Source organism: Streptomyces cinereoruber, from assembly GCF_009299385.1.
GTDB classification, from domain to species: domain Bacteria; phylum Actinomycetota; class Actinomycetes; order Streptomycetales; family Streptomycetaceae; genus Streptomyces; species Streptomyces bikiniensis.
This window is the reverse complement of the sequence record NZ_CP023693.1, coordinates 3665186-3681098: the sequence shown is the minus strand read 5'-3', so window position 1 is coordinate 3681098 and position 15913 is coordinate 3665186. Positions and strand designations below refer to the sequence as shown.

The following is a 15913-nucleotide window of genomic DNA, read 5'->3' as shown; positions in this document are numbered from 1 at the left end:
CATTCGGGTCGCGTGCTCCGCAGCCTGTGGATAACCTCGCCGACATGGACTCTCCGACCCCCGAGGACCCCCACGGGGCCGACCGCGCGGGCGAGGACGTCCTGCGGGACTTCGAGGTCGCGGAGGTCGGGGACGTCACCGGGCGGACCCTGCTCCACCTCCCGTGCGGCACCGGCCTGGGCACCCTCTCCTGGGCCCGGCGGGGCGCCGCCCACGTCGTCGGCCTCGACCCCTCCGAGCAGGCCGTCGAGACCGCCCGCGCGCTCGCCGCCGACCTGGGCCTCACGCAGGACCGGGCCGCCTTCGTCGCCGCCGACGTGTACGACGCGGCCGAGGCCGTCCCCGACCGCGCGTACGACGTCGTCCACACCGGCGGCGGGGCGCTGCGCCGGCTGCCCGACGTCGAGCGCTGGGCGGAGACCGCCGCCGCGCTCGTCGCCCCCGGCGGCTTCCTCTACCTCGTCGAGCCCCATCCGCTGGCCGACGCCCTCGACGACGAGACCGGCAGCCGGATCGTGCACGACTACTTCGTCCGCGAGCACTTCGTCCGCGACCCGTGGACGGACACCGGGCCGGACGCGGACCCCGACACCGATCCCGACCCCGACCCCGACTCCGGAGGGGAACGGGCGCATCCGGTCGGCGAGGTCGTCACGGCGCTCGCGCGGGCGGGCCTGCGGATCGACTTCCTGCACGAGCACGACGTCTCGCCCGTTCCCCGCTACGGCGTCCTCCAGCGGCACGAGGACGGCTGCTACCGCTTCCCCGCGGACCGCCCCCGCGTCCCGCTGACGTACTCGGTGAAGGCGTCCCGCCCGGCCTGAACCCTCAGGGGCTCCGCTCCGGGCGCACGTGGTGCGTCCGCCGCCCGTCGGGCCCGAGGACCTGCGCCCCGATCTTGTGCGTGCGCAGCGAGAGCGAGGTGCCGGTGATCCGCAACGCCGGCGCGGCCCGCACGAGCGCCGTCGTCACCTCGTGCAGCTCGTCGACGGTACGGAGCCACATCGCGAGCGCCAGGTTGTACGGCCCGGTCACCGAGGTGACGAGCCGGGTCTGGCGCAGCCGGCCGAGCGCGGCGACCGTCTCCGGCACCTCGACGGGCGGGATGTCCGCCGTGACCAGCGCCCACATCGGGCGCCCGGAGAAGCGCGGCGCGGGCAGGCAGTGGTGGTGGAACGCGCCGGTCGCCGCCAGGACGTCCAGCCTGCGCCGTACCGTCGACTCGCTCGTGCCGCACTGCCGGGCGAGCTCGGCGGCGCTGCGGCGCGCGTCCCCCGCCAGCTCCGCGACGATCCGCCGGTCCAGGTCGGTGACGTACGGGTACGCGCGCGCGTGGGTCCGGTTCCGGCGCTCCCCGCCCGTCAGCTCCGTGAGGAGCTGGACCTGCCCGGGGGTGAGCTGGTCGATCCGCGACCGGTACGGGCGGTTGTGCAGCCGCGTGACGACCTGCGCCCGGCACCTGAGCACCCCGGGCAGGCGCCGCACCCGGTCGGCGAGGTAGGCGTCGAGGGCGTAGAGGTCCGGGGAGGCGACGAGCAGCACCAGGTCGGCGTCGCCGGTCACCTGGTGGACGCCGAGGGTGCAGGGGTCCTCCGAGAGTTCCCCCGCGGTGGCCTCGATGGCCCCGGCGACGCACTCCAGCTCCACCCACGCGTACAGGGTGGACTCCTTGCCGTGCCGGGAGGCGAGCAGGGAACTCCAGGCGTAGCCCTTGCCGCTGAGGTGCTCCCAGCGCCGGGCGAGGGTGTCGGGGCTCGCCTCCAGGACGGCCGAGAGCTGGGTCCAGCTGGCGCGCGGAGCCATCTGCAGTGCGTGGATCAGTGCCAGATCCGCCTCTCCCAGGACGGATTCCCCGGTATCCATGTGTCTCCTTGGCCGATCCCCGGCAAACCCCGCCCCCGGCTTCCGAGGCGCCCCAGGATGTGCACCTGGGCACGTGCATTCAATCCCGTGGCGGTGGCCTTCGCCATGACGTCGGGCACAACGCGCGAACACGGCGCGCGGGCACGGCCCGTGGACACGACGACCCGGAGCCCCGCCACGCGCGCGCGTGGGCGGGCCGGAACGGGGCCCGGCGGGAGCGGGCGGGGAACGAGCGGGAAATGAGCAGGGAAGGGCGGGGATGACGGGGCATCTGCGGGGGAACGGACGCCTGACCGGCCGACCGGCCGGGGAACCGGCCGCGGGCACGACCGGGCGTGTCCGGCGCATCGGGCACATCAGGGACATCGGGGGTGCCGGGAGCGCCGGGAACGCCGGGAGCGTCGAGGGTGCCGGGGCCGCCCGGGGCGGGGACACCGGGGGATCCGGGAGCGGGGGAGCCGGAGGCCTCGGCGGCCGTCCGGAGGTCGAGTTGCTGTGGGGCGAGCCCGTGACCGCCGGTCAGCTCGCCGCCGCCGAGAGCGGATACGCCCGCTGCGGACCCGAGGAACGGCTCCTGTGGGAGCGGCTCTCCGTCTTCGAGGGCGTCTTCTGCCGGGACGCGGTCCGCGAGGTGTGCGCCTCCGGCACGCTCCCCCCGACCCGCGTCCAGACGGTCCTGGACCGGCTCGCGCCCCTCGCGCTCCTGCCCGTGGACGACCTGTTCGACGGCGAGGAGGACGCGCCCCGCTACTGGATGCCGCTCCCCGTGCGCGCGGTGGGCGCCCGCAGGCTCACCGAGCGCGGCGACCGCCCGTCCGTGGTCCTGCGCCACCGCGGGTGGTGCGCCCGGCTCGCCCGGCGGGCCGCCGACCGCTGGCAGAGCGGGCGGCAGCTCGACGCCCGCGACCTCGCCCTGCGGGAACTCCCGGACCTGGCCGCCGCCATGGACCCCACGACCGCGCCGCTGTCCCCGGGCGCCGAGGCCGGTACGAGCGTCGAGACCGCGGTCTCCCTGTGGTTCCTGTGGGTGGCCTGCGGGCGGGTCGCCGAGGGCCGGGCCCGGCTGCGGCACGCCCTCGCCCTGCACCCCGGGCCGCCGCCCGCCCGCGCCCTGTGGCTCGCCGCCCACCTGGAGCTGGAGGCGGGCCGCCCCGAGGACGCCGACCCGCTCCTCGTCCGGGCCTGGGCGGCGGCCGTGCGCGACGGCGACGACCGCTGCCTGGGCCTGCTCGCCCAGCTGCGCGGCTCCACCGCCCTGTACCAGGGGCGCACGCGCGCGGCGGCGGCCGAGTTCCGGGAGGCGCTGGCCCTGACGGAGGTGCCGCCGGACTTCGGCCCCGGCCGCGAGATGGGCTGGGCCGGGCTCGCCCTCGCCCTCGCCCGCACCGACCCGGAGGCGGCGCAGGAGGCCCTGGACCGGCTGCCGCTCGAACGCGCCGGGCGGTGGGCCTGGGCGGGGCGCGACCTGTGGGCGGACGCCTGGGCGCACCACGCGCGTGCCGAGCTGCTCGCCTGGGACGGGGAGCGGGAGAGGGCCGCCGACCACGCCCGGCGGGCGCTGCGCGGCCATCTGACGCTCGGCTCGGCGGCGGGCGCGTCCTGCGCGGCCGAACTCCTCGCGGAGCTGCGGATCGCGACCGGGAGGCCCGTGGCCGCCGTCCACCTCCTGGGCGCCGTGGACGTGCTGCGGACCTCCGCCTTCGGCGACGCGTACCGCCCGGCGGCCTCCGCCGCGACGGCGCGGAGGCGCAGCGAGCGGGCCCTGCGGGAGGCGCTCGGCGGGGAGGGGCTGCGCCGGGCGCACGAAGAGGGCGCGCGCCTGGGCCTGTTCGCCCTCTCCGAGGAGCCCTGAGGGCCCTGAGGAGCCCCCTGGAAGCCCGGGGAGCCCTGGAGAGGGTCCTCACTGGTTACGGCGTCACGATCGGGAACCGCGGGTCCGGCTTCGTCACGTACGAGAGGAGGCGGGCGAACAGGGCGGGGTCGCCCTCCACCCCGACCCCCAGCTCCCCGGGCCCCTGCCCGCCGAGCAGGCCGAGGAGCTGCGGCTTGGACAGGGTCAGGGTCAGCCCGGCGGGCGTCCGGGGGTCGGTGACCGTCCGGTGGGTGAGGGCGCCGTTGTGCAGGGTGAGGCGCCGCCGCCCGCCCTCCGGGTCGTCCGTCAGGACCAGGTCCACGGTCAGGTCGTCGTCCCAGGCGCGCGGCCCGTCGATGGCGACGGCGAGCGAGTCGACCAGCATGGGGACGGTGAGGGCCGCCGCCATCTCGGGGTTGGTCATGTCGATCACCTCGCCGCTGATCCCCTCCCGCAGCTCCTGCGCCGAGGTGAGGTAGAAGTTGCGCCAGGGGCCGTTCTCGGAGCCGTGCCCGAGCCGTTCGTAGACGCCGGCGAGCACCTCCTTGGCCTCCTGGTGGACCGCGCTCGCCGGGCGCTCCTCGCCGACGGGGACCTCCGGGGCGGTGGCGAAGACCAGGTGGTTCAGGAGGGTGGCGGCGAACCGCAGGTCGCCCTCCTCCACGTACGCGCGTGCCTTGGCGAGCGTCTCGGCGGGGCCGCCCGCCACCGCCACGTACCGCTTCGCGAGCTCGACCGGCGGGTGCTCCCACAGGTGGGCCACGTTGCCGTCGAACCAGCCCAGGTAGCGCTGGTACACCGCCTTCGCGTTGTGGTTCAGGGAGCCGTAGTACCCGCGCGCGTGCCAGGCGCGGGCGAGCGCCGGCGGCAGCTCGATCGTCTCGGCGATCTCCGGCGCGGTCAGGCCCTCGTTGAGCAGCCGCAGCGTCTGGTCGTGCAGGTACGCGTAGAGGTCGCGCTGCTCGGTCAGGAACCGCACCACCTCGTCGTGGCCCCAGGTCGGCCAGTGGTGGGAGGCGAAGGCGACGTCGTACCGCCCGTGGAAGTACTCGATCGCCTCGTCGAGGTACACGGACCAGATCCGGGCGTCCCGGACGACCGCGCCGCGCAGGGTCAGGACGTTGTGCATGTTGTGCGTGGCGTTCTCGGCCAGGCACAGGGCGCGGAGGTCGGGGAAGAGGAAGTTCATCTCGGCCGGGGCCTCGGTGCCCGGCGTGAGCTGGAAGACGATCCGCAGGCCGTCGACCGTCTCCTCCTGGCCGGTCTCCGTGATGTCCACGGTCGGCGGGATCAGGCTGATGGTGCCGATGGAGGTGGTCTGGCCGAGTCCGGCGCCGATCTGGGCGTCCGGTGCCTTCGGCAGGTTCGACCCGTACATGTAGACCGCCCGGCGGGTCATGGCGTTGCCCGCGTACACGTTCTCGCTGACGGCGTGCTCCAGGAAGCCGGCCGGGGCGAGGACGGGGACGCCCTCCTCGGTGCCGTGGGGGAGGACGCCCCGGGCGCCGCCGAAGTGGTCGCCGTGCGAGTGGGTGTAGATCAGGCCGGTGACCGGGCGGTCGCCGCGGTGCTCCCGGTAGAGCGCGAGGGCCGCGGCGGCGGTCTCCACGGAGATCAGGGGGTCGATGACGACGACTCCGCGCTCGCCCTCGACCAGGGTCATGTTCGACAGGTCGAGGCCCCGCACCTGGTAGACGCCCTCGGTGACCTCGTAGAGCCCCTGCCGGGCGCAGAGCCGGGACTGGCGCCAGAGGCTGGGGTGCGCGGTGTCGGGGCAGTCCGCCTCCAGGAACCGGTAGGCGTCGCCGTCCCAGACCGTCCGCCCGCCGTCGTCCGTGACCGTGCCGGGGACGAGGGCGGCGAGGAAGCCCCGGTCGGCGTTCTCGAAGTCCGTCGTGTCCTCGAACGGGGGGAGGGTGTCGCTCATGGGCGGGTGCTCCGTTCCGCGCGGGCGGTGCTCGTCGTACCGGTACAAGAGGGTCCGGGAGGACGCGTACCGGTCCATCTGAACACCGGCCCCCCACGCGCGCACGCCGGAACCGCACCGGAGCGGGAAGGGGGCGGGAGGGGCGGGCCCTACCTACCCTGGGAGGTACGGAGGTGACCCATGAGACGACGGCACCACTTCCACATCGACCATCTCGGGCACTCGGTCTCCGTGACCGTGGAGACCGGGCACTCGGCGGTCGTCGACGTCCTGGTGGACGGCAAGGAGACGGCCCGGGTCACGATCGGGCACGACCGTCAGGTCGCCCTCCCGGTCGAACTGCCGACCGACCCGCCGACGACGGTGACCGTACGGGTGACGTCGGGCCCCGGCGTGCCGCGCTGCCTGCTGGTCCCGGCGGACGAGGGGGACCCGCTGGTGATGGCACCGAGGTCGTACTGAGCGGACGCGGGCGCGGGCGCACCTGCCGACCGGGGGCCTCAGGAGAGCCAGGCCATGCCGATCATCATGAAGACGACGAAGGCGATGGCACCGGCCACGGCCGCCGTCTTGCGCGGGCGGCGCCGGGAGAGCTCCGCGAGCCCGCTGCCGGCGGCCGGGCGCTCGCGCCGCCGGGAGGAGGGCGCGGCGGCCACGGCCGCGGTCGGCGGCGGGGTGGGGGCGTTCACGTGCCGGGGCAGGGGCGCGGGTGCGGGCAGGGGCGCGGGCCCGGCGTGGTGCCGCGGCCCCGGGGCGGGCGGGGCCTGGTGGTAGGAGCGCCAGGCGCCGGAGGAGAACCAGTCGGCGATGGCCTGCGCCGAGGGGCGCTGCTCCGGCTGCTTCGCCAGCAGGCTCAGCAGGTACGACTCGAACTCGGGCGGCAGCGCGACCCCGAGGCGCGTGGGCGGCGCCGGCGGGGTGTCGATGTGCTGGTAGAGCAGGGCGGTCGCGGTGTCCGCGCGGAACGGGGGTCTGCCGGACAGCAGTTGGTAGAGCACGCAGCCCAGGGAGTACACGTCGGAGGCGGGCGAGGCGGGCTGCCCGAGGGCCCGCTCGGGCGCCAGGTAGAGGCCGGTGCCCACGATCTGACCGGTCGTCGTGAGCGCGGCCGAGGGGTCGTCCACGAAGCGGGCGATGCCGAAGTCGGCCAGCTTCACGGTCCCTTCGGCGTCCACGAGCAGGTTCCCCGGCTTGATGTCCCGGTGCACCACGCCCTGCCGGTGCGCGGCGGCGAGCCCGGCGGCGGCGTGCGCGGCGACCACGGCGACCCGCTCGGGCGGCAGGACCAGGGGGTCGGAGGGGCTTCCGGCGAGGCTGTCGCCCTCGACCAGCTCCATGACGAGGAACAGCTTCCCGTCCCAGGTGCCGAAGTCGAAGACGCCCACCACGTGCGGGTGGCTGAGCCGGGCGGCGGTCTGGGCCTCCAGGCGGAACCGGTCGCCCGCGGAGGGGTCGGCCGCGTTCGCCAGCATCAGCTTCACGGCCACGGCCCGGCCGAGGACCTCGTCGGTGGCCTGCCACACCTCGCCCATGCCGCCCCGGCCGATACACACGTGAAGCCGATATCGGTCCGCGACCAGCACCTGGAGACCACCCTTTCGAAGATCGATCAACCTGACGGAAGGGAACCAGCGTAGAGCCGTGCGGTCGCGCTCCTCGCCGCGCTCCCCCTCCGAACGCCCTGCCGGTGCACGACATCCGTGGTGCGGGTGAACGGAAGGTGTCGCGGTGCGGCTAGCATCGCGCCCGAAAAGGCCTCCGGGGCTCTTCGAGGGCCGTTGGCGAACAGAGAACGGAGCGGACCGTGGCGCGACCGCGTGTGGGTGTGGCGGTACTGACGATGGGCACGCGTCCGACCGAACTGCGGGCGCTGCTCGACGCGGTGGCGGACCAGGACGAGCCGGCCGCCCGGATCGTGGTCGTCGGCAACGGCACGGGCACGCTCCCGGAGCTGCCCGAGGGCGTGACCGGGGTCGAACTCCCGGAGAACCGGGGGGTGACGGGCGGCCGGAACGTCGCGCTCGACACGCTCCGCTCGTTCGGCGACGTGGACGTGGTGGTGGACCTGGACGACGACGGCCTCCTCGTGGACCGGGACGTCTTCCGCCGCCTCGCGGACCTGTACGACGGGGACCCGGCGCTCGGCGTGGTCTCGTTCCGCATCGCGGACGAGACGGGCGAGACCCAGCGCCGCCACGTGCCCCGCCTCGGGGCGAAGGACCCGCTGCGCGGCGGCGAGGTGACGACCTTCCTCGGCGGCGGCCACGGCCTGTCGATGCGGATGCTCGACGAGATCGGCGGCTGGCCGGAGGACTTCTTCTTCGCCCACGAGGAGACGGACCTCGCCTGGCGGGCCCTGGACGCGGGCTGGAAGGTCGTCTACGAGCCGAAGCTCCTCCTCCAGCACCCGAAGACCAGCCCGGCCCGGCACGCCGTCTACCACCGGATGACGGCCCGCAACCGCGTCTGGCTGGCCAAGCGCAACCTCCCGGCCCTCCTGGTCCCCGTCTACCTCGGCGTCTGGACCCTCCTCACCCTGGCCCGCACCCGCTCCCTCCCGGGCCTCGGCGCCTGGTTCGCCGGCTTCGCCGAGGGCATCCGCCACCCGGCGGGCCCCCGCACCCCGATCCGCTGGTCGACGGTACTGCGCATGACGCGGCTGGGACGGCCGCCGGTGATCTAGCGGAGCCCGGGGGCGGGCCGCGGCGCCTTCCGGCGCCGCACCCCCCCCGCCCGGGACGGGAACGGACACCCGGGACAGAAACAGGTGAGGGCAGTTACTGAATCCAGTAACTGCCCTCACCTGGTGTTTCGGCTGTCGGGGTGGCGGGATTTGAACCCACGACCTCTTCGTCCCGAACGAAGCGCGCTGCCAAGCTGCGCTACACCCCGATGTCGCTGCTCTGTGCGTTCACGTCGCGGCGACATCGATTACTTTAGCCCACGCGCGCGCTGAGGCGAAATCCGGTATTCGGGGGCGTCGCCCCGGGGTCAGGGGCGGGCCGTCAGGGTGAGGAGGGTGGCCTCCGGGGGGCAGGCGAAGCGGACCGGGGTGTAGCGGTTGGTGCCGCAGCCCGCAGAGACGTGCAGGTAGGACGTGTGGCCCCCGGCCGTGTGGGTGGAGAGGCCCCGCGCCCGGTCCGTGTCCAGGTCGCAGTTGGTGACGAGCGCCCCGTAGAGGGGGACGCGGAGCTGCCCGCCGTGGGTGTGCCCGGCCAGGACCAGCTCGTACCCGTCCGCCGTGAAGGCGTCCAGGGAGCGCAGGTACGGGGCGTGGACCACGCCCACCGTGAAGTCGGCGTCCGGGTCCGGGCCGCCCGCCACCCGCTCGTACCGGTCCCGCTTGATGTGCGGGTCGTCCAGGCCGGTGAACGCCAGCTCGGCCCCCGACAGCTTCAGCCGGCCCCGGGTGTTGGTCAGGTCCACCCAGCCCGCCGCGTCGAAGGCGTCCCGCATCCCCTCCCAGGGGTTGTGGACGGCGCCGACGGCCGGCTTGTTGCCGTTGAGGCCGTGGCGGCCCTGCGCCTTCTCCAGGAGGTAGCGGGCGGGGTTGCGCAGCTTGGGGCCGTAGTAGTCGTTGGAGCCGAAGACGTACACGCCCGGGAACTCCATCAGCGGCCCGAGCGCGTCCAGGACCTCCGGCACCGCCTCGGTGTCGGAGAGGTTGTCGCCGGTGTTGACGACGAAGTCCGGGCGGAGCCCGGCGAGCGACTGGAGCCAGGCCCGCTTCTTGCGCTGGCCGCTCACCATGTGGATGTCGGAGACCTGGAGGACCCGCAGGTCGCCCATGCCCCGGGGGAGTACCGGGATCGTCACCCGGCGAAGCCGGAAGGAGCGGGCCTCGAAGCCCGCCGCGTAGACGAGTCCGGCCGCGGCCGTCGCCGTGAGGCCTGCCGTGATCTTCAGGGGGATCCCGTACCGTGCGCGCATCCCCTTATCGTCGCAGACCCGCGCGAGGGAAATGCGCGGGCGGTGGGGGTGGGGCACCTGCCACACTTGGGTCATGACCACGCTCAAGGCGAAGCTCCAGGACGACCTCAACGCCGCGATCAGGGAGCGCGACGAACTGCGCTCCTCGACCCTGCGGCTGACCATCACCGCGATCACCAAGGAGGAGGTCGCGGGCACGACCAAGCGCGAACTCTCCGACGACGAGGTGCAGAAGGTGATCGCCAAGGAGGCGAAGAAGCGCCGCGAGGCCGCGGACGCCTTCGAGCAGGGCGGTCGCCCCGAGTCCGCCGAGCGCGAGCGGGCCGAGGGCCTCGTCCTCGACGCGTACCTGCCGAAGCAGCTCGGCGACGAGGAGCTCGACGGGATCGTCGCGGCGGCCGTCGAGGAGGCGAGGGCGGCGGGCGCCGAGGGGCCGCGCGCCATGGGCGCCGTCATGAAGATCGTGAACCCGAAGGTGGCCGGCCGGGCCGAGGGCGGCCGGGTCGCCGCCGCCGTGAAGAAGCTGCTCGCGGGCTGATCCGCCGAGACGACAAAGAGAGAGGGCGCCCCCGTCATGCGGGGGCGCCCTCTCTCATTACGCGGTGGGGCCGGTATCAGTCGAAGATGCCCGGCGGGAGCGTGATCCCGGGGATGTTCGGCCTGCGGTCACCGGGCTTGCCGTCGCGGGGCTTGTTCGGCTTCCCCGGCTTGTTCGGGCCCTGCTCGCCCTCCTTCTCCTTGTCCTCGGGCTTGTCGGCCCGCGGCACGGAGACGGGGGTGAACGACGGGGTCTGTCCGGCATCCAGCGCGCCGGTCATCGCGATCTTCCAGATCGGACCGGGGAGGCAGCCGCCGCAGACCTTGGGGTAGTACTCACCGCCGATGGTGATCCTGAACATCGACGTGTCCTTCTCGCCGATGTCGTCGCCCACCCAGACCGCGGTGGACAGGTTCGGGGTGTAGCCGACGAACCAGGCGTCCTTGCGCTCGTTGGTCGTGCCGGTCTTGCCCGCGTTGTCGCGGTCGCTCAGACCGGCCTTCGTGCCGGTGCCGTCCTCGACGACACCCTTCAGCATCTGGTTGATGGTGTCGGCGGTCCGGTCGCTCATCGCCCGCGTGCACTTCGTCTGCGGCACGTTGAGCTTGTCACCGTTGGCGGCCTTGATCGACTCGATGGCGACCGGGGTGCAGTACAGACCCCGGTTGGCGAAGGCCGCGTAGGCGGACGCCATCGACAGCGGGGTGCTGACCTCGCCGCCGAGGGTGATCGAGGCGTTCTCCTCGATCGGCTTGCCGTCGCCGCGCTCGTAGCCCAGCTTCCGCGCCATCTGGACGGTCTCGCAGAGGCCGGCCTGCTGCTCCAGGAGCGCGAAGTAGGTGTTGATGGACTTGCCGAGCGCACCCGTCATGTCCCAGGTGCCGGCCTCTTCCTCCAGCTCGTTCTGCAGCTGCCACTTGTCGTAACCGGAGGGGGTGCCCTTGCAGGTGCGGAAGGAGCTCTTCTCCAGCTCGATCTTCCACGGCGTGGTGTAGGTCTGGGCGGGACTGATGCCCTTCTCCAGGGCCGCGGCGGCGGTGATCGGCTTGAAGGTCGAGCCGACCTGGAAGCCGTAGGTGCTGCCGCCCATCCGGTTGGATACGCCGAGGTTGAGCGTCGTCTCGTGCTTCTTCGGATCCAGGCCGTACGGGCGGGACTGGCTCATCGAGAGGATCTTGCCGGTACCGGGCTGGACCTGCACCACCGAGGCGGCGACCGGGTCGTCCTTGTTGACCTTCGCGGTGGCGGCCTCGTTGGCGGCGGCCTGCGCGCGCGGGCTGAGCGTGGTCTTGACGGTGAGGCCGCCCAGGTTCCACAGCTTCTGGCGCTCCTCGGACGTCTTGCCGAAGACCGGGTCGGTGAGGATCGTCTTGCGGACGTAGTCGCAGAAGAAGCCGGCGCCGTGGACGGCGGTGATGCAGCCGTTCTTCGGGGTCTTCACCTTCAGCTTCAGCGGGGCGGCCTTCGCCTCGTCCGCCTCGGCCTGGCTGATGTCCTTCACGTCGGCCATCCGCTGGAGGACCACGTTGCGGCGCTTGGTCGCCTCTTCGATGTCGTTGATCGGGTCGTAGCGGCTGGGCGACTGGACGAGTCCGGCCAACATCGCCGCCTCGCCGAGGTTCAGATCGGCGGCGTGCTTGGAGAAGTACCGCTGCGAGGCGGCCTCGATGCCGTACGCCTGCTGCCCGAAGAACGTGATGTTGAGGTAGTTCTCCAGGATCTTCTTCTTGCCCAGCTCCTCCTCGACCTGGATCGCGAACTTCAGCTCGCGGACCTTGCGGCCGATGGTCTGCTGGGTGGCCTGCGCGACCTTCTCGGGGTCGTCGCCGGCCTCCTCGACGAAGACGTTCTTCACGTACTGCTGGGTGAGCGTCGACGCGCCCTCGGAGACCCCGCCGGACTGCGCGTTGCGGTTGATCGCGCGCAGCACGCCCTTGAGGTCGACCGCCCCGTGCTCGTAGAAGCGCCCGTCCTCGATCGCGACGATCGCCTTCTGCATGTACGGGGAGATCTTGTCGAGCGGGACGACCGTCCGGTCCCGCGAGTACACCGTGGCGATCAGGCCGCCCTCGGAGTCGAGGATCTTGGTGCGCTGACTCAGCGGCGGGGTCTTCAGGTTGGAGGGGATCTCGTCGAACCCCTCGACCGTGCCCTTCGCGGCCAGCCCGAGTGCCCCGGCCGCGGGCAGGGCGATGCCTGCCAGCACGGCTCCGGCGAGCACACTGACACCGAGGAACTTGGCGGCCTGCTGGGTCCCGGTCAGACCACCGCCCGAGCGCTTCTTTGCCATGGGGGGCAGCCTAATCCGTAGACATGAGCGAACAGCGGGAGCGGGGGCCTCTCGGAGCGTTCGGGTACCGGACCGTGACATCCGGGCACGCGCGTGCGCCCAGGTTTCCATTCGCCGGACACGCGCCCAGGCCTTGGCCTAAGCTGCTCACAACTGTCACAGCAGTGCGGTCCGACAACAAGGCCCGGTTGTGACGACGGCATGAATTCCCGTGACCCGAAACGCGGGAAGCTCGTGTCCGATTCCGGCTCATGCGTCACGCGGTGTCCGAAGTGACACCGCTGAGGAAGGGCATATCCGCGGGGTATGTCCTTTATCCCACGCATGTCCATCGATCACTCCCCTGGGTGATCTGACGCGCACGCATAGTCCGTTCGGGCCATTCAAGATTGGGCCCGAAGGGGGTGTTGCGCTGTGCCCACCTTCCGTAACGTCCCAACTGGCAGCGGTGAATATGCCGCTGCCGCCGTGGGGGAGCCTCGATTCGGGAGAGGACGGCGCCGGTATGGGCTGGGTAGCTGACTGGAGTGCGCAGGCGGCCTGCCGCACTACCGATCCGGATGAACTTTTCGTGCAGGGAGCGGCGCAGAACAGGGCCAAGGCGGTGTGCACCGGATGCCCGGTGCGGACCGAGTGCCTCGCCGACGCCCTCGACAACCGCGTGGAGTTCGGCGTGTGGGGCGGCATGACGGAGCGCGAGCGCCGCGCCCTGCTGCGCCGCAGACCGACCGTCACCTCGTGGCGCCGGCTCCTGGAGACCGCGCGCACGGAGTACGAGCGCGGAGCGGGCCTGCTGCCCGTGGCGATGGACGACGACGCGACGTACGAGGAGTACGCGGCGGTCGGCTAGACGCGCCGGGGCGTGCGCCCCCGACGTGTGGGAGACGCCCCGGACGCGATCCGGGGACGACGGAGACGGCTCAGGCCGAGGGCGTTCGCCCGCCGGTGAGCCGGTCGCCGATGGCCCGCAGCCCGGCGAGGTCGTGCACATCGCCGGGCAGGGCGGCCACTTCGGCCACCGCCACCTCGGGGTGGCGCGCGGTGAAGCGGTCGCGCGTGTGCTGTTCCCGTGCGAGCACCCGCATGCGCTCGGCGTGCAGGCGGAGGAGTCCCGCGGTGAGCTGCCGTACGTCCACGGCGTCGAGTGCTTCGGTGCCGAGTGCTGCGGCGTCGTGTGTTTCGTCGCCGTGTGTTTCGTCGTTGCGCGCTTCGTCGCCGAGTACGTCGGCGTGCTGTGCGGCCGGACCGGTCGCGGCTGTGGGGGCAGCCTCGGACCCGGCTGGTGCGGCAGATGCGGCAGGTGTGGCGGCGGTGGCGAGATTGGAAGGCTCGGGGTCGGTGGCCGGGGAGCCACGCTGACCAGTCTTCCCGTCCCCCTGATCCACAATGCGGCCCTCGTCAAGATTTTCCGCGGCGGCCCGCGCCCGCTCCGCCGAGAGGCCGGCGGCCCCGCTGCCGTGCACCCGGTTGAGGACGAGACCGGCCAGCGGCATCTCCTCGGCAGCCAGCCGCTCCACGAAGTACGCGGCCTCGCGCAGCGCGTCCCGCTCCGGCGTGGCCACCACCAGGAAGGCCGTGCCCGGGGCCTGGAGCAGCTTGTACGTGGCGTCGGCGCGGGTCCGGAAACCGCCGAACATCGTGTCCATCGCCGCCACGAACGTCTGCACGTCCTTGAGGAACTGACCCCCCAGCAGCTTTCCGAGCGTCCCCGTCATCATCGACATGCCGACGTTCAGGAACTTCATCCCGGCCCGGCCGCCCACCTTCGCCGGGGCCATGAGCAGCTTGATGAACTTTCCGTCCAGGAAGGACCCGAGCCGCTTCGGCGCGTCCAGGAAGTCCAGGGCGGACCGGGACGGCGGGGTGTCGACGACGATCAGGTCCCACTCGTCGCGCGCCCGGAGCTGGCCCAGCTTCTCCATCGCCATGTACTCCTGCGTACCGGCGAACCCGGCCGACAGGGACTGGTAGAAGGGGTTCTCCAGGATCGCCCGCGCCCGCGCGGGGTCCGCGTGCGCCTCGACGATCTCGTCGAAGGTCCGCTTCATGTCGAGCATCATCGCGTGCAGCTCGCCGCCGTCGGAGCCCTTGATGCCCTCCACCTTGCGCGGGGTGTTGTCGAGGGAGCCGATGCCCATCGACTGCGCGAGGCGGCGGGCCGGGTCGATGGTGAGGACGACGACGCGCCGCCCGCGCTCCGCCGCCCGCACGCCGAGGGCCGCCGCCGTGGTCGTCTTGCCGACCCCGCCCGCGCCGCAGCACACGATGATGCGCGTACCCCGGTCGTCGAGCAGCGGATCCAGCTCCAGGAGGGGCGCGGTGTCGAGCCCGGCGGGGGCGGTGTCGCGCTCAGCGGCGGCCGGGGCGGGAGCCGCGTCGTGTCCGGCGGCGGGCCCGCCCGTGGCGGTGGTCGCAGTCTTCTCCGTCACGCGCCCACCCCTTGCCTCCGCAGTTCCTTCGCCAGCCGGTAGAGCCCCGCGATGTCTCCCCCGTCCCCCAGGTACGGAAGCTCGTACGCGGGGACTCCGATGCCCTCCAGGACGGCGCGCTGCGCCCGCTCCAGCTCCACCCGCCGGGCGTGCTCGGACGCCTGGTCGAGGAGCGGCTCGACCAGCTTCGTGGACCCCGCGACACCGACGGAGGCCAGGGCCCTCGCGATCGCCTCCCGGTGGTCGCCGGAGGCGGCCCGTACCGCGGCGGCGTCGAGGACGTGCGGCCGGACCATGTTCACCACGACCCGCCCCACCGGCAGTTCGGCCGCGCGGAGCTCCGCGATGCCGTCCGCCGTCTCCTGGACCGGCATCTCCTCCAGGAGGGTCACCAGGTGGACCGCCGTCTCGGGGGACTTGAGGACCCGCATGACGGCCTGCGCCTGGTTGTGTATCGGGCCGATCCGGGCCAGGCCGGCCACCTCGTCGTTGACGTTGAGGAAGCGGGTGATGCGGCCGGTGGGCGGCGCGTCCATGACCACGTGGTCGTAGGTCGGGCGACCGTCCTTCTCCCGCCGCCGGACCGCCTCGCACGCCTTGCCGGTCAGCAGCACGTCCCGCACGCCCGGCGCTATCGTCGTCGCGAAGTCGATCGCGCCGAGCTTCTTCAGGGCCCGCCCCGCGCTGCCCAGTTTGTAGAACATCTGGAGGTAGTCGAGGAGCGCGCGCTCGGCGTCGATCGCCAGCGCGAACACCTCGCCGCCGCCCGGGGCGACGGCGATCTTGCGCTCCTCGTACGGAAGCGCCTCCGTCTCGAAGAGCTGTGCGATGCCCTGCCTGCCTTCGACCTCGACGAGGAGGGTCCGCTTCCCCTCCGTCGCGAGGGCGAGGGCGAGGGCGGCGGCGACCGTCGTCTTACCGGTACCGCCCTTGCCGCTGACGACCTGGAGCCTGCTCACGCTGTCGAGCCTAACCACTGGCGGCCGCGCCCAATCAGGAGGCCGCCCCCGAGAACCTCCCTAGGGGACGTCTCGGGGGACGGCTCGGTGGAGCCGCCTCGGAGAGCCGCCCCCCGGCAGCGGAT

Annotated in this window: 13 protein-coding genes and 1 tRNA gene; 6 read left to right on the top strand and 8 right to left on the bottom strand. The window is 73.0% G+C overall.

Annotated features, from left to right (window positions below; all coding sequences use genetic code 11):
• Positions 1 to 44 precede the first annotated feature (44 nt).
• The gene (locus CP977_RS16310; protein ID WP_152370348.1) at positions 45 to 824 is read left to right on the top strand and encodes a class I SAM-dependent methyltransferase; all 780 of its coding nucleotides are present in this window, start codon (positions 45 to 47) and stop codon (positions 822 to 824) included.
• Positions 825 to 828: 4 nt separating this feature from the next.
• Here the strand turns inward: CP977_RS16310 and CP977_RS16305 are convergent, their stop codons facing one another.
• The gene (locus CP977_RS16305; protein ID WP_062754162.1) at positions 829 to 1863 is read right to left on the bottom strand and encodes an Lrp/AsnC family transcriptional regulator; all 1035 of its coding nucleotides are present in this window, start codon (positions 1861 to 1863) and stop codon (positions 829 to 831) included.
• A gap of 259 nt (positions 1864 to 2122) precedes the next feature.
• Here CP977_RS16305 and CP977_RS16295 point away from each other — a divergent pair, with 259 nt between their 5' ends.
• Complete coding sequence (locus tag CP977_RS16295; protein WP_268934019.1) at positions 2123 to 3715, top strand: tetratricopeptide repeat protein; 1593 nt, start codon at positions 2123 to 2125, stop codon at positions 3713 to 3715.
• A gap of 55 nt (positions 3716 to 3770) precedes the next feature.
• Here CP977_RS16295 and CP977_RS16290 read toward each other — a convergent pair whose 3' ends face one another.
• A complete protein-coding gene (locus tag CP977_RS16290) occupies positions 3771 to 5642 on the bottom strand; it encodes an alkyl/aryl-sulfatase (RefSeq protein ID WP_062757009.1) in 1872 nt (623 codons plus the stop codon).
• 180 nt (positions 5643 to 5822) lie between these two features.
• On the opposite strand from CP977_RS16290, the gene CP977_RS16285 reads away from it, so the two are divergent.
• Complete coding sequence (locus tag CP977_RS16285; protein WP_062754164.1) at positions 5823 to 6104, top strand: hypothetical protein; 282 nt, start codon at positions 5823 to 5825, stop codon at positions 6102 to 6104.
• Positions 6105 to 6142: 38 nt separating this feature from the next.
• On the opposite strand, the gene CP977_RS16280 is transcribed toward CP977_RS16285, so the two are convergent.
• The gene (locus CP977_RS16280) at positions 6143 to 7225 is read right to left on the bottom strand and encodes a serine/threonine-protein kinase (protein ID WP_104860474.1); all 1083 of its coding nucleotides are present in this window, start codon (positions 7223 to 7225) and stop codon (positions 6143 to 6145) included.
• Positions 7226 to 7446: 221 nt separating this feature from the next.
• On the opposite strand from CP977_RS16280, the gene CP977_RS16275 reads away from it, so the two are divergent.
• Positions 7447 to 8325 (top strand): glycosyltransferase family 2 protein, encoded by an 879-nt coding sequence (locus tag CP977_RS16275; protein WP_104860475.1) that lies wholly within the window; start codon positions 7447 to 7449, stop codon positions 8323 to 8325.
• A gap of 135 nt (positions 8326 to 8460) precedes the next feature.
• Here CP977_RS16275 and CP977_RS16270 read toward each other — a convergent pair.
• Both CP977_RS16270 and CP977_RS16265 read right to left on the bottom strand, forming a co-directional pair.
• Positions 8461 to 8534, bottom strand: a tRNA-Pro gene (locus CP977_RS16270).
• A 99-nt stretch (positions 8535 to 8633) separates the two neighbouring features.
• On the bottom strand, positions 8634 to 9572 hold the full coding sequence (locus CP977_RS16265) for a metallophosphoesterase (protein ID WP_062754166.1): 939 nt from the start codon (positions 9570 to 9572) through the stop codon (positions 8634 to 8636).
• A 73-nt stretch (positions 9573 to 9645) separates the two neighbouring features.
• Between CP977_RS16265 and CP977_RS16260 the strand changes: the two genes are divergently transcribed.
• On the top strand, positions 9646 to 10110 hold the full coding sequence (locus CP977_RS16260) for a GatB/YqeY domain-containing protein (RefSeq protein ID WP_030206032.1): 465 nt from the start codon (positions 9646 to 9648) through the stop codon (positions 10108 to 10110).
• Between the two features lie 76 nt (positions 10111 to 10186).
• On the opposite strand, the gene CP977_RS16255 is transcribed toward CP977_RS16260, so the two are convergent.
• Complete coding sequence (locus tag CP977_RS16255; RefSeq protein ID WP_062754168.1) at positions 10187 to 12400, bottom strand: transglycosylase domain-containing protein; 2214 nt, start codon at positions 12398 to 12400, stop codon at positions 10187 to 10189.
• Between the two features lie 505 nt (positions 12401 to 12905).
• Between CP977_RS16255 and CP977_RS16250 the strand changes: the two genes are divergently transcribed.
• Complete coding sequence (locus tag CP977_RS16250; RefSeq protein ID WP_062754170.1) at positions 12906 to 13250, top strand: WhiB family transcriptional regulator; 345 nt, start codon at positions 12906 to 12908, stop codon at positions 13248 to 13250.
• 70 nt (positions 13251 to 13320) lie between these two features.
• On the opposite strand, the gene bagB is transcribed toward CP977_RS16250, so the two are convergent.
• Together bagB and bagA are read right to left on the bottom strand one after the other, a co-directional pair.
• Positions 13321 to 14829 carry an ATPase BagB gene (gene bagB / locus CP977_RS16245; RefSeq protein WP_372460719.1) on the bottom strand — a complete coding sequence of 503 codons (1509 nt, stop codon included), beginning with the start codon at positions 14827 to 14829 and terminating at the stop codon, positions 13321 to 13323.
• Entirely contained in the window at positions 14826 to 15788 is a 963-nt protein-coding gene (gene bagA / locus CP977_RS16240; protein ID WP_062754174.1) for an ATPase BagA, read from the bottom strand. The genes bagB and bagA overlap by 4 nt, the downstream gene beginning before the upstream one ends.
• Positions 15789 to 15913 lie beyond the last annotated feature (125 nt).